This window comes from Burkholderia sp. BCC0322 (assembly GCF_902833045.1).
Classification (GTDB): Bacteria; Pseudomonadota; Gammaproteobacteria; order Burkholderiales; family Burkholderiaceae; genus Burkholderia.
Genome location: NZ_CADFDU010000012.1, coordinates 1 through 13,142 on the forward strand (window position 1 = coordinate 1; position 13,142 = coordinate 13,142).

Sequence of the window (13,142 nt, forward strand, 5' to 3'; positions counted from 1 at the left end):
GACGCTGCTGCACGAGATGGCCAAGCGTGACGCAAAGCGCGGGCTGGCGTCGCTGTGCATCGGCGGCGGGATGGGCGTCGCGCTCGCGGTCGAGCGCGCCTGAGCGGGGCCTGACACACGTCCCGCATGTGGCGCCGGCCGGTGCCGCACGCGGGTGGAGCGGTTTTCGCGCACGACAAGCAGCCAACAACAAGCGCGAGGTGCCGGTGCGCGCCGCGCCCGCGACGCGGGCGGCTGCGCATCGAAGCGGTGGGGCGGCAGCCTATGCGATGCCGTCGCCCCGCCTTCATCGATTACTTTTTTGTCGGTAATTTATAGGATGACTAAGCGAATTGCAGTTGTGACAGGTGGAATGGGCGGTCTTGGCGAAGCGGTCAGCATCAGGTTGAACGACGCGGGCCACCGGGTAGTCGTCACGTATTCGCCGAACAACACCGGCGCCGACCGCTGGCTGACCGAGATGCACGCGGCCGGCCGCGAGTTCCTCGCGTATCCGGTGGACGTGGCCGATCACGATTCGTGCCAGCAATGCATCGAGAAGATCGTGCGGGACGTTGGCCCGGTCGACATTCTCGTGAACAACGCGGGCATCACGCGCGACATGACGCTGCGCAAGCTCGACAAGGTGAACTGGGATGCCGTGATCCGCACGAACCTCGATTCCGTGTTCAACATGACGAAGCCCGTCTGCGAAGGCATGGTCGAGCGCGGCTGGGGTCGCATCGTCAACATCTCGTCGGTGAACGGTTCGAAGGGTTCGGTCGGCCAGACCAACTATGCGGCCGCGAAGGCCGGCATGCACGGTTTCACGAAATCCCTCGCGCTGGAAGTCGCGCGCAAGGGCGTGACGGTGAACACGGTGTCGCCGGGCTACCTCGCGACGAAGATGGTCACGGCGATCCCGCAGGACATCCTCGACACGAAGATCCTCCCGCAGATTCCGGCGGGCCGGCTCGGCAAGCCCGAGGAAGTCGCGGCGCTGGTCGCTTACCTGTGCTCGGAGGAGGCCGGCTTCGTGACGGGCTCCAACATCGCGATCAACGGCGGCCAGCACATGCACTGACGCACGGTGGCCCGGACCGCATGCGCATGCGTTTCGGGCCGCGTTCCGCTATATCCAGTGCCGCAGCGGCGGCAGGCACGCCGCTTCGGCCTCGTATTCCGGAGAAGGCATGGGTGACACCTGGATGGGACTCGTGATCGGCGGCACGGCACTGGCCGTCGGGTTGACGATGGCGATCGTGCTCCACTGGCTGGAGCGGCGTCGCGCGCGGTTGTTGCGGAACTTCGATCATCGCGACTGCTGGTTCGCCGCGTACGGCAAGTGCTTTGCTCGCCGGCCGGCGAGGCTGGCACGCCGCATGCGCGGCGCGCGTTGACGCCGGCGACGCGGTGCCAACGCGACGCCGCGATTGACGAACGGTCACGCATCGCGCGCATGCGGTCGGCGATGCGCGCGATGCGCTTGATCAACGGCTCTTTTCGCTCTTTCCGGCCGTCTCGCCCGCGTCGTTCTTGTGGAAGATCCGCTTCGTCGTGCGCTTGGTGGCATCCCAGCCTTCACGCGACAGGTGTGCGACCCCGTGCCCGACCGCCTTCGCGGCGCTTGCGGTCGCGTGGCCGAAGCTGCGGGCCGCCTCGCCGGTCTTGTGCGCGGCTTCCTTCGAATCGCGCTTGATGTCCTGCTTCACTTCCGACATGTCGGCATGCGCGATCGGGCTGATCAGTGCCAGAACGAGCGCGATGCCAATGAACTGACGAACTTTCACGACCGGGTTTCCATCCGTTGAGTAAGCGGCTTCATCGAGGATTCGCAGCGCCGGCCGGCGCCGGGCGAAACGCGCCGGCTGGCGACACGTGCTGCACCGTAGCGTGCGACGGCCGCCGTGACGCGCGCGTCGAAGCCGTCCCGCGTGAGGCCGAGCTGTGCGACGCGGTTGTTGCGGCACGCGAAGTCGGCGAGGTCGGCACGCACGGGCTGCGCATCGACGCCGTCCACCGCGTCGATCCATGTGTCGAGATCCGCACGCTCGAAGTCGCGGGGCCGCAGCCCGCCGCGCGCGTGGCGCAGCGCATCGAGGGTCGCGTCGAGGCCGCGGCCGATGCAGCTGGTGGCGGTGAAGTGCAAGAGCAGGAGGGGGTTCACGAGGGGGCATCCGGTGGCCGGAACGGGTGCCGCAGCAGGGCTGGCAGGCGCGCCGTTCGAGGTCGGATTTTATCAAACGGGGGGCAGAACCGGCCGGCTCAGGCGCGAGCGCCGCGCGCGGCGTGGTCCAGTGCAACTGCGCGTCAGCGGCCGCGCGCCATCGACGTGCCGCGCAAGTCCGCACGTGTCAGCAGCGGTGCGTGGCGCGCAACCTCGACGTCGGCGACGAACGGCGCGAACCGGTCGGGCCTGACCGCGATCGGCGCGGTTCGCGACGGCGTCGTGCATCCGCTCGGCGATTGTTCCTTTTTCGTCGTCAATCCCGCTCCGGGGCGTCGCTTCGTTCCAATCCGACAAGTAATGAACGTGTCATTGGATGTAAACATCTGGTAATTTTCTGCCGGATTATGCAAAATCGCCGCTCCCAAATACAACTATCGAGGGATTCCGGGATGCAACTCAAGAAAGCGGTGGCAGCGTGTGGCGTGGCGTTTCTGTTGAGCGCGTGCGGCGGGGTACAGAGCCTTGACGCGAACAGCCTGACGTCGGCGGGGGCCAGCCTGTACAAGGCGGCGACGCTGTCGGACAGCGACATCGCCGCACTGTCGAACGAATCGTGCAAGTCCAGCGACGCCGAGTCGAAGATCGCGCCGGCGAACAGCGCATACGCGAAGCGCCTGACGAAGGTGATGAAGGGCTTCGGCGACATGACGCTGAACGGCCAGAAGATCAACTACAAGGTCTACATGACCAAGGACGTCAACGCGTGGGCGATGGGCAACGGCTGCGTGCGCGTGTACAGCGGCCTGATGGACATGATGAACGATGACGAGCTGCGCGGCGTGATCGGCCATGAAATGGGCCACGTCGCACTCGGTCACTCGAAGAAGGCGATGCAGACCGCCTACGCGGTCAGCGCGGCGCGCACCGCGGCCGGCGCGGCATCGCCGGGCGTGGCGGCGCTGACGAGCTCGCAGCTCGGCGACATCACCGAGAAGTTCATCAACGCGCAGTTCTCGCAGACGCAGGAAAGCGCGGCCGACGACTACTCGTTCGACCTGATGAAGCAAAAGAGCATGAACCAGAAGGGTCTCGTCACTGCGTTCCAGAAGCTGGCGAAGCTCGACGGCGGCCAAAGCTCGATGATGAGCTCGCACCCGTCGTCGACGAGCCGTGCGCAGCACATCGAGGATCGCATCGCGAAGGGCAGCTGATCGTACGTTCGATCGCCGGCCCGCGCCGGCGGTCGGCATGCGAAAAGAAAAACCCCACGCTCGCTCGGGCGTGGGGTTTTGTTTTGTTGGGCCAGGCTGCGCGCCGCTTACGGCACCATCCCCGGCAGCACATACGCCTGCGCTAGCGTGATCAACCCGACGATCACCGCGAACAGCAGGCTGTGTCGCACCGTGAAGCGGAACAGCTCGGATTCCTTGCCGACGAGGCCCGTTGCCGCGCAGGCGACCGCGATCGACTGCGGCGAGATCATCTTCGCGGTCACGCCGCCCGTCGTGTTCGCGGCCACCGCGAGCGTCTCGGGCACGCCGAGCTGATGGGCCGTGGCCTGCTGCAGCGAGCAGAACAACGCGTTCGACGACGTGTCCGAGCCCGTCAGGAACACGCCGAGCCAACCGAGGAACGGCGAGAAGAACGGGAACGCGGCGCCGGTCGCGGCCAGCATCAGCGCGAGCGTCGACGACATCCCCGAATAGTTCGCGACGAACGCGAACGCGAGCACGAGGCCGATCGACAGGATCGGGCGCGTCAGTTCCTTCAGCGTTTCGCCGAACGTGACGAGCGCGTCGCGCGGCTTCATCCGCAGCAGCGCCATCGAGATCAGCGCGGTCACGAGGATCGCGCTGCCCACCGCCGATACGAGATCGATCTTCAGCACGGCGTCGAGCGCCTTCGGCGTCGCGGCGATCGGCGCGGTCTTCACGACGAGCTGGTCGAGCACCGCCACATGGAACTTCAGCACGGTCGACGCGAGCGCGCCGTGCGCGGCGAACAGCGCCTTGAACGGCGCGATGCTCCATACGGTGACGACGGCCGTCAGGATCAGGAACGGCGACCATGCACGAACGGTCTGCGCGAGCGAGTACGGTGACGCCTGCCGGCTGGTGCCGGCGCCGAAGCCGTTGCGCGAGCCTGCGCCGCCGAAGCCCGCGAGCGCGGCGCCGCCGCCCGACGCGACGAGGCCGTCGGCCGTCTGCTTCGCGGTGCGCGGCTGCCAGACCTTCAGGAACGCGGCGAGCGCGACGAGGCTCACGAGCGACGACGTGATGTCCGGCAGCTCGGGCCCGATGTGGTTCGACGTGAAGTATTGCGTCACCGCGAAGCTGCCGCCCGCGACGAGCGCGGCCGGCCACGTTTGCCGCACGCCGCGCAGCCCGTCCATCATGAACACGAGCCAGAACGGTACCGCGAGCGACAGCAGCGGCAGCTGGCGGCCGGCCATCGCGCCGATATGGAACGGGTCGATGCCCGTCACCTGCCCGGCGACGATGATCGGGATGCCCATCGCGCCGAACGCGACCGGCGCGGTGTTTGCAATCAGACACAGTCCCGCCGCGTGCAGCGGCTTGAAGCCGAGCCCGACGAGCAGCGCGGCCGTGATCGCGACGGGCGCGCCGAAGCCGGCCGCGCCTTCGAGGAAGGCGCCGAACGAGAAGCCGATCAACAGCATCTGCAGGCGCTGGTCATCGGTGATCGACAGCACGGACGCGCGAATGATGTCGAACTGGCCTGTCTTCACGACGATCTTGTACAGGAACACGGCCGCGACGATGATCCACGCGATCGGCCACAGGCCGTACGCGAAGCCGAAGCCGGCTGCCGCGAGCGCCTGCGGCACGGGCATCCCGTACGCGAGGATCGCGACGCCGAGCGAGAGCAGCAGCGTGATCGCCGCTGCGACGTGGCCCTTGAGCCGCAGCGCGGCCAGCGCGACGAAAAAGAAGATGATCGGGATTGCGGCGACGAACGCCGACAGCCCGAGGCTGCCGAGCGGCGTGTAGATCTGGTGCCAGGCCTGCATGGATGTCTCCTCCATAGGTTTTGTCGGTACGGCTTGAAAAACGGAACGGCTACTCGGGCTGGCCGCGTGCGCGCAGCAGGTCGGACAGGCTGCGCGGCGCCGGTTCGAGCGGCGTGCGGTGCTGCGTCCAGCCCATCTGTTTCGCGGGCGTCAGCGCACGCAGCCGCGTTGCGGTCCAGCGGAACGCGCGGTACGCACGCGGATGCGCGAACGCACCCGACCAGAAGCGCCAGACGAGGTCTTCCGCGCGGTTGTAGTTCGCGCCCTGGCCGCGCAGCGGATGCGCAACGGGTTCGCCGGGCTTGCGGTTCGCTTCGGTGCGCAGCCGCACGAGCAGTTGCGGGATCGGGATCCGCACCGGGCACACCTCGCCGCAGGCGCCGCACAGCGTCGATGCGGTCGGCAGGTCGGCCGTCGCGTCGAGGCCGAGCAGGTGCGGCGAAATGATCTTGCCGATCGGGCCGGGATAGGTCGTGCCGTATGCGTGGCCGCCGATGCGCGTATAGACAGGGCAGTGATTCATGCACGCGCCGCAGCGGATGCACTGCAGCGTCGCGCGCAGCTGCTCGTCCGCGTAGGCCTGCGTGCGGCCGTTGTCGAGCAGCACGAGGTGCAGCTCGCGCGGGCCGTCGCGTTCGCCGTCGCGGCGTGGGCCCGAGATCAGGTTGAAGTAGGTCGTGATCGCCTGGCCGGTGGCCGAGCGCGTGAGCAGGCTCGACAGCGGCACGATGTGCTCGAGCTTCTCGACGACTTTCTCGATCCCCATGATCGCGACGTGCGTGTCGGGCACCGTCGTCGACAGGCGGCCGTTGCCTTCGTTCTCGACGAGCCACAGCGTGCCGGTGTCGGCCGCCGCGAAGTTCACGCCCGACAGGCCGATGTCCGCATCGGCGAACGCGCGGCGCAGCGCGCGCCGGCCGGTCTGGATCAGCTCGTCGACGTCCTCCGTGTAGCGCGTGCCGGGGATGTGTTCCTCGAACAGCTCGGCGATGTCGGCGCGCGTCTTGTGGATCGCCGGCATCACGATATGCGACGGCTTCTCGCCGGCGAGCTGCACGATGAATTCGCCCATGTCGGATTCGATGCAGTCGACGCCGTGCTCCGCGAGGTAATGGTTCAGCTCGATTTCCTCGCTCGCCATCGACTTGCCCTTGATCACGCGGCGCGCCTTCTTCGCCTGCGCGATGCCGAGCACGATCGCGTTCGCGTCGGCCGCCGTTACGGCCCAGTGCACATGCACGCCGGCTTCGGTGAGCTTCGTCTCCAGCCGTTCGAGCAGCGCGGGCAACTGCGCGAGCGCATGCTGCCGCACCGCTTCGCCGAGGTCGCGCAGTTGCTGCAGCTCGGCGTCGTCGGGAAACTGCGTCGAGCGCTTGCCCTGCAGGAAGTCCATCGCGCCACGAAAGCTCTTGCGCAGCGCGGGATCGTCGAGCGCGGCGCGCGCACGGGTCTTGAAGTCGCCGGGGGCGACGAATTGCAGCGTGTGGTCGCTCATTGCGGGAGATCCTCGCTGGCGGCGGCCGGGCGAGCGGTTGCCGTATCGGTGACGATCACGACCCACAGACGGCGCGGGCCGTGTGCGCCGTAGGCGAGCGTCTGCTGGATGTCGGAGGTCTTCGACGGGCCCGACACCAGCACGAGGTTGGTCGGCATGCCGGCGTGCCAGCGCTCCGCGTGCACGGCCGCATGCAGGTCGGGATGCAGCGTGCTCGCGTGGACGAGCGCGACATGCAGCGGCGGCACCAGCGACACCGTGCGCGGCGTGCCGGCATCGGGTGCGAGCACGACGGTGCCGGTAGCCGCGATGCCCGAGCGCGCAACGGTGAAGCCCGCGTCGATCGTGTCGAACAGTTCGGCCATCCACGTGTCGATCGGACGGTCGAACGGCACGGGCTCGACCGTGTCGGGCAGCGCGCGGGCGAGCGCCGCGGATTCGGCGCGGGCCGGGTCGAGCAGCAGGCGGCGCACCCCGGCCTCGGCGAGTCGAGCAGCGAGCTGGGCGGGCCATTCGTCACCGGTCGCGCACCAGACGTCCGCATGAGACGCGGCAAGCGCGGCCTGCATCGCGTGGGCAAGCGTGTGCGGATCGCGTGCGGTTCCGGTCTGCGCGCGGCGCGTGTCGTAATGCGTGTCGATGCGTGCGTCGAGCGCGGGGGCGGCCTCGGCGGCGACACCCGGCGCGGCGGCGCGCAGCCGCTGAAGGATTGTGTCGCGCGCGCTCATGGCTTGTCTCCGCGCAGCGATGCGGCGCCTGCCGTGCGGCGCCACAGGAAGCTCGCGAGATGCTCGACGGGTAACGGCGCGCCGGACTTGTCGGCCGCGTGGCCGATGTTCAGCAGGCAGCCGCAGTCGGCGGATACGAGCCGGTCGCAGCCCGTCGCGCAGGCCGACGCGACCTTGTCGCGCACCATCGCGCCGGAGATGTCGGGATGCTTCAGCGAGAACGTGCCGCCGAAGCCGCAGCATTCGGATTCCCGTTCATGTTCGATGCGCGTCACGCCAGGCAGCGCGTCGACGAGCGCGACGCCGTGCACGCGTGTGCCCATCTCGCGACGCGCCGCGCACGACGTGTGCAGCACCACGCGCTCGTCGGCGCCGGCCGGCGCGGCGAGCGCATCGAGCCGCACGTCGAGCACGTGCACGAGGAATTCGGTGAGTTCGTAGGTACGTGCCGCGATCGCGCGGGCCTTGGGGCCGTGCACGGGATCGTCGGCGAACAGCGCCGGCCAATGGTGCCGGATCATGCCGCCGCACGAGCCGGACGGCACGATCACGGGCCACGATTCGGCGAACAGGTCGAGCTGCGCGGCCGCGACGCGGCGCGCTTCGTCGGGATTGCCGCTGCTGTAGGCCGGCTGCCCGCAGCAGCTCTGGCCGCGCGGATAGTGGACGGTCAGGCCTTCGCGTTCCAGCAGGCGGACCGCGTCGAGCCCGGCTTCGGGGACGAACAGGTCGACCAGGCAGGTTGCGAACAGGTAGACGTGCGCGGGGACGGCGGCGGGGTACGGCCTTTCGTTCATGTCTCGCTCCAGAGGCGACGGCCCGGCATGCGGATGCGGGACGACGATTTCGCTGCATAATTCCCGCGACGGCGCCGTAGCTCAAATTGGTTGGGCCAATCGGCGCGACAGGCATTCCGCAGGAGACGCGACGATGGCAGCGATGACGGCACGGGGCCGGACCGAAGTGGTGATGCGCAAGATCGAGACGGCGCTGCTCGACGGCACGTGGCCGGCCGGCGCGCGCCTGCCGGCCGAGCGCGTGCTCGCGCAGGAATACGGCGTCGCGCGCAATACGGTGCGCGAGGCGACCCAGCGGCTCGTCGCACGCGGGCTGCTGCAGAGCCGGCGCGGCGCGGGCGTCTACGTGACCGACCAGTTGCGTGCCGGGATCGCGTCACCGTGGGGCCAATTGGTCGCCGATCATCCGGCGCTGCGCGACGACATCCTCGAGTTCCGCCGCGTGCTGGAAGGCGCGACCGCCTATTTCGCCGCGCTGCGTGCCGATGCGAACGACCGGCGCCGGATCCGTACGCTGCTGCGCGAGCTCGAAACCGCGCACGCGAACGGCGCCGCGGCCGTCGAAGCCGCGACCGACGCGAAGCTGCACGAGGCGATCGCGCTCGCGTCGCACAACACGATGTTCCTGCACCTGCATACGAGCGTGATCGGGATGCTGCGCGAGCACATCTCGATCAACGTGGCGGGCATGACGACGCACGACGAGCAGGCGTCCGAGCTGCTGTTGCTGCAGCACCGCGTCGTGTGCGACGCGATCTGCGCGCAGCGGCCCGAGGAGGCGCGCACCGCGATGCAGACGCATATCGACTATGTGCGCAGCCATTTCGAACGCAGCGGCGACGGCGCCTGACATTGGTTGGACCGCTTCGGCGCCTGGCCGGCCCTGCGGGCGCTTCCGGCGCTCAGGGGTATCGATACCCGGCAGGCGGGGGCAAGTCAGCGGCATGAAGCCCCGGTCGGTGGCGCTTGCGCGATTGACCGGTTCGTCCGGCGCCCACTAGAATCGGCCGGAACCGTGCGCCAGCCGCGCGTTGCGGCGCATGCGGGCCGTTCGTTCCGCCAGTCGAGGAAGTTTCCGTGTTCACGTCTTTGATCCAGCGCGCACCGGCTGCGCTGTCGTGGCGCGCCGCATGCCGCCTGGCCCGCACGCTGGCCGCCGGTGTACTGCTGTCGCTCGTCGCCGCCTGTGCGACACATCCGCCCGCCACCACGCTCGATCGCCCGGTCTCCCATGCGTTGCCGCCCGATACCGCGACGCCGCTGCGCGACGCGCTGGCCGCACCCGAGGCCGCGCATCCGGGCCAGTCGGGCTTCCGGCTGCTGCCGGAAGGCGCCGAGGCGCTGCAGATGCGCATCGCGCTCGCACGGGCCGCGACGAAGACGCTCGACATGCAGTACTACATCGCGACCGAAGACACCACGGGCAAGCTGCTGCTCGCCGCGGCGCTGTATGCGGCCGATCGCGGCGTGCGCGTGCGGATGCTGGTCGACGACCTGAACTTCCGCGACATCGATCGCATCATGGCCGCGCTGAACACGCACCCGAACATCGAGATCCGCGTGTTCAACCCGTTCGGCGCGTCTCGGTACGGCATGGCCGAACGCACGGCCAACTTCTTCACGCGCATCGACAGCTTCACGCGCCGGATGCACAACAAGGCGATGATCGCGGACAACCAGATTGCGATCGTCGGCGGCCGCAATCTCGGCGACGAATACTTCAACGCGAGCCCGACCCTGCAGTTCCGCGATCTCGACGTGCTGGCCGCAGGCCCCGTGACAAACGACGTTTCGGCGAGTTTCGACACGTACTGGTCGAGCGCGAGCAGCTATCCGCTGCGTGTGCTGAATCACCAGTCGTTCGATCCGAAGGACCTCGACGCGACGCGCGACGAGTTGCGCAGCCATTGGCGCCAGAACGCCGATCCGTACAACGCGAAGCCGCTGAACGCGACGCCGCTCGCGCAGCAGATCGCGCGCGACGAGCTCGCGCTCGTGTGGGCGCCGGCCGAGTTCAAGGCCGACGCGCCCGACAAGGTCGCCAAGCCGACCGACGCGTACGTGAGCCCGCCGATGCAGCGCCTCGTCGAGCTCACGCGCGGCGCACAGCAGGAATTCCTCGCGTTCTCGCCGTATTTCGTGCCGCACGACGCGGGCGTGAAGATTCTCGGCGAGACGACCGCACGCGGCGTGCGCGTCGCGATCCTCACCAATTCGCTCGCCGCGACCGACGCGGTCGCCGTGCAGGCAGGCTATGGACCGTACCGCGTGCCGCTGCTGCAGCACGGCGTCGAGCTGTACGAGTTCAAGGCGCAGCCGGGCCGGCAGCGCCCGCGCCTGTTCGGGTCGCGCTCGCGGGCGAGCCTGCATGCGAAGGCGTACGTGATCGACCGGAAGATCCTCGTGATCGGCTCGATGAACCTCGATCCGCGGTCTGCGCACCTGAATACCGAACTGGCACTCGTGATCCACAGCCCGGCGCTCGCGCAGCAGGTCGCGACGATCTTCGCGCGCGTGACGCAGCCGGATGACAGCTACCGCGTGAGTCTTGTGACGCCGGCGGGCGGCGGGACGCCCGAACTCGAGTGGACGGGCACCGACAACGGCCGGCCGACCACCTATCACGTCGATCCGCACGCGGGGCTGCTGCGCAACCTGATGACCGGCATGTTCATGCTGCTGCCGGTGGACGACCAGCTTTAAGGGGACGGAAGCGCTCCGGCTAAACCCGCGTTTCCGGTGCGCGCGGAACGATGATATGGTTGTGTGCGCAACTAATGTGACGTGCAAGACGGCGCCGCCAGGCAGCCCGCACCCCGCGTGCCGCGCACACCCGCAACCGGAGTTCCCCCATGCAACGTGTCCCGAACCAGCCGTTCACGCGTCCTGCCCGTTTCTCCGAAGCCGAATGGCAGGCGCGCGTGCAGCTCGCGGCGGCTTACCGCATCTTCGATCATCTCGGCTGGACCGAGCTGATCTACAACCATATCTCGCTGCGCGTGCCGGGCGAGGACGGGCATTTCCTGATCAATCCGTTCGGGCTCCATTACCGCGAGGTGTGCGCGTCGAACCTCGTGAAGATCGATATCGACGGCAACGTGATCGGCCATTCCGACTGGCCGATCAACCCGGCCGGCTTCACGTTCCATGGCGCGATCCATGCGGCGCTGCCCGATGCGCACTGCGTGATGCACGTGCACACGACGCCGACGATGGCCGTGTGCTGTTCGCGCGACGGGCTGTCTTTCTCGAATTTCTATTCGGCGCAGCTGTACGGGAAGATCGCGTATCACGACTTCGAGGGCATCACCGTGCATCTCGAAGAAGGGCGGCGCATCGTCGAGAGCGCCGGCGGCCGGCCGGTGCTGCTGTTGCGCAACCACGGGCCCGTGACGATCGGCGCGACGCTCGCGCAGACGTTCTCGCTGATGTGGCTGCTCAATCGCGCGTGCGAGGTGCAGGTCGCCACGCATGCGATCGGCGACGCGCTGTCGATCGCGCCGCCCGTGCTCGAAGCGTGCGTGCGCGATTCGCTGAATTTCGATCCGAAGCATGGCGCGGGGCAGGACGCGTTCGACGCGCTGCAGCGGATCGTCGATCGCATCGATCCCGGCTATCGCGCGTGACGCGCAGCGGTCGGAAACGGTCGCCGAGGCTGGCCTGGATCACGTCGGTATCGCGGTTGGCCCGTGTGACCACAGGGTTCCATGTGATGCGCGTGAGCCAGCGATCGGATATGCGGTAGCTGGCCGGGATCGACACCATGCCCGAGAACCGGCCGTCCCCTGGCCCGGGCGGGTCGCGCCGGTTGCGCTGGTCGATCGTGAAATAGGCGCCCCGCGCCGGCCGCCGGCGTGACCTTGTCGTTCAGGAGCGCGCGCGTAAGCGACGGCTCGGAGGCGATCCCGCTGCGGTGGATCGATTGTTTCGTGCCGACGTACATCCAGGTCGCGGTCCAGGCGATGGTGCGCGTCAGGCCGCGGCGGCACTCGAGACTGCCGCCGAGCGTCGATGGCGAGGAGCGGCTGTTCAGGATCGTCTCGCCGGGCATCGCGGTGACCTCGTTGTTCGCGACCTTGCCGGTGCGCGTCAGCGGCGTGTCGCGATGCATGTACGCGTGGCCGGGCGTGCCGGGCCAGCGAGCGGCGCGCAAAAAAAAACGCGGCCGGGCGGCCGCGTGAATACTCGCAGACTCCTTCGGACGAAGGAAACAAGCAACTGTGAGACTCAGTGTAGCGAAAGGCCGCGGGTGGATTGAGTCATCGGGCTGCAAAGGTCCATTCCAGGTTGACGCAGATTGACGCGTCGCGTGCCGCGCGAGATGGCCGGCCGTGCGTGGCGCGGCGATTCGCTGCCTGGCCGTTCGGGGGACTCCCGCAGCGGCGGCGATCGACTACCATCATGTCTGGCGCCCCCGCCCGGGCGGCGTACAACGTCGTACAAGGAGAGTCCATGCTCAAGCTGCGTTTGCTCCAGGTCGCGTTACTCGCGGGCGTGCTCGCCGCCGGCAGCGCCGCTGCCGAAACGGTGCGCCTGACCGCCAATCTCCAGCCGTCGAGTGAAGTGCCGCCGACGGCGACCAAGGGTTCGGGCGACGTCGAGGCCACCTACGACACGGCCACCCGCATGCTGCAGTGGAAGGTCACTTACGAGCACCTCACGGGGCCGGCCACCGCCGCGCACTTCCACGGGCCGGCGCCGGTTGGCCAGAACGCTGGCGTGCAGGTGCCGATTCCGAAGGACGAGCTGGCAAGCCCGATCAAGGGTTCGAAGGAACTCACCGACGCGCAGGTCACCGACCTGATGGGCGGCAAGTGGTATTTCAACGTCCATACGAAGGAGCACCCGTCCGGCGAGATCCGCGGCCAGGTGATGCCGGCGAACTGAGCGCCGGCGTTTGATATAGAGGCACCTGTCGAGCGGTGCGGGTGCGATCGCACGT

Annotated in this window: 14 protein-coding genes and 2 pseudogenes; 8 read left to right on the plus strand and 8 right to left on the minus strand. The window is 68.3% G+C overall.

Annotated elements, in window-relative coordinates; genetic code table 11:
* The 3 genes from HWX39_RS27055 to HWX39_RS27065 all read left to right on the plus strand — a co-directional run.
* Window positions 1–103 (plus strand): hypothetical protein (locus HWX39_RS27055; RefSeq protein WP_155633707.1); only part of this gene is annotated, 103 nt, incomplete at its 5' end.
* Window positions 104–319: 216 nt separating this feature from the next.
* On the plus strand, window positions 320–1,063 hold the full coding sequence (gene phbB / locus HWX39_RS27060) for an acetoacetyl-CoA reductase (protein WP_175970821.1): 744 nt from the start codon (window positions 320–322) through the stop codon (window positions 1,061–1,063).
* Between the two features lie 109 nt (window positions 1,064–1,172).
* On the plus strand, window positions 1,173–1,379 hold the full coding sequence (locus tag HWX39_RS27065; RefSeq protein WP_175970822.1) for a hypothetical protein: 207 nt from the start codon (window positions 1,173–1,175) through the stop codon (window positions 1,377–1,379).
* Between the two features lie 90 nt (window positions 1,380–1,469).
* On the opposite strand, the gene HWX39_RS27070 is transcribed toward HWX39_RS27065, so the two are convergent.
* The 3 genes and pseudogenes from HWX39_RS27070 to HWX39_RS27080 all read right to left on the minus strand — a co-directional run bounded on the left by HWX39_RS27070 (window position 1,470) and on the right by HWX39_RS27080 (window position 2,466).
* Window positions 1,470–1,769, minus strand: a complete 300-nt coding sequence (locus HWX39_RS27070; RefSeq protein ID WP_175970823.1) for a hypothetical protein — start codon at window positions 1,767–1,769, stop codon at window positions 1,470–1,472.
* Between the two features lie 83 nt (window positions 1,770–1,852).
* Window positions 1,853–2,146 (minus strand): annotated as a pseudogene (locus tag HWX39_RS27075) (beta-ketoacyl-[acyl-carrier-protein] synthase II); the annotation flags it as partial.
* Between the two features lie 143 nt (window positions 2,147–2,289).
* Complete coding sequence (locus HWX39_RS27080; protein ID WP_175970824.1) at window positions 2,290–2,466, minus strand: hypothetical protein; 177 nt, start codon at window positions 2,464–2,466, stop codon at window positions 2,290–2,292.
* 132 nt (window positions 2,467–2,598) lie between these two features.
* On the opposite strand from HWX39_RS27080, the gene HWX39_RS27085 reads away from it, so the two are divergent.
* Window positions 2,599–3,360, plus strand: a complete 762-nt coding sequence (locus HWX39_RS27085) for a M48 family metalloprotease (protein WP_175970825.1) — start codon at window positions 2,599–2,601, stop codon at window positions 3,358–3,360.
* Between the two features lie 107 nt (window positions 3,361–3,467).
* On the opposite strand, the gene HWX39_RS27090 is transcribed toward HWX39_RS27085, so the two are convergent.
* From HWX39_RS27090 to HWX39_RS27105, 4 genes are read right to left on the minus strand one after another with little or no spacing between them, the layout of a single operon-like run.
* Window positions 3,468–5,180, minus strand: coding sequence for a lactate permease LctP family transporter (locus HWX39_RS27090; RefSeq protein WP_175970826.1), 1,713 nt, complete (start codon window positions 5,178–5,180; stop codon window positions 3,468–3,470).
* 49 nt (window positions 5,181–5,229) lie between these two features.
* Entirely contained in the window at window positions 5,230–6,675 is a 1,446-nt protein-coding gene (locus HWX39_RS27095) for a LutB/LldF family L-lactate oxidation iron-sulfur protein (RefSeq protein ID WP_175970827.1), read from the minus strand.
* Window positions 6,672–7,403, minus strand: a complete 732-nt coding sequence (locus tag HWX39_RS27100; protein WP_175970828.1) for a lactate utilization protein C — start codon at window positions 7,401–7,403, stop codon at window positions 6,672–6,674. The genes HWX39_RS27095 and HWX39_RS27100 overlap by 4 nt, the downstream gene beginning before the upstream one ends.
* Window positions 7,400–8,200 carry a (Fe-S)-binding protein gene (locus HWX39_RS27105; RefSeq protein WP_175970829.1) on the minus strand — a complete coding sequence of 267 codons (801 nt, stop codon included), beginning with the start codon at window positions 8,198–8,200 and terminating at the stop codon, window positions 7,400–7,402. The genes HWX39_RS27100 and HWX39_RS27105 overlap by 4 nt, the downstream gene beginning before the upstream one ends.
* Window positions 8,201–8,333: 133 nt before the next feature.
* On the opposite strand from HWX39_RS27105, the gene HWX39_RS27110 reads away from it, so the two are divergent.
* From HWX39_RS27110 to HWX39_RS27120, 3 genes are all read left to right on the plus strand, one after another.
* Window positions 8,334–9,050, plus strand: a complete 717-nt coding sequence (locus HWX39_RS27110; RefSeq protein ID WP_175970830.1) for a FadR/GntR family transcriptional regulator — start codon at window positions 8,334–8,336, stop codon at window positions 9,048–9,050.
* Between the two features lie 227 nt (window positions 9,051–9,277).
* Complete coding sequence (locus HWX39_RS27115) at window positions 9,278–10,903, plus strand: phospholipase D family protein (protein ID WP_175970831.1); 1,626 nt, start codon at window positions 9,278–9,280, stop codon at window positions 10,901–10,903.
* Window positions 10,904–11,052: 149 nt separating this feature from the next.
* On the plus strand, window positions 11,053–11,826 hold the full coding sequence (locus HWX39_RS27120) for a class II aldolase/adducin family protein (protein WP_175970832.1): 774 nt from the start codon (window positions 11,053–11,055) through the stop codon (window positions 11,824–11,826).
* A gap of 13 nt (window positions 11,827–11,839) precedes the next feature.
* Here HWX39_RS27120 and HWX39_RS36440 read toward each other — a convergent pair.
* A pseudogene (locus HWX39_RS36440) lies at window positions 11,840–12,290 on the minus strand (hypothetical protein); the annotation flags it as partial.
* 362 nt (window positions 12,291–12,652) lie between these two features.
* Between HWX39_RS36440 and HWX39_RS27130 the strand changes: the two are divergent.
* Window positions 12,653–13,087, plus strand: coding sequence for a CHRD domain-containing protein (locus HWX39_RS27130; RefSeq protein ID WP_175970834.1), 435 nt, complete (start codon window positions 12,653–12,655; stop codon window positions 13,085–13,087).
* Window positions 13,088–13,142 lie beyond the last annotated feature (55 nt).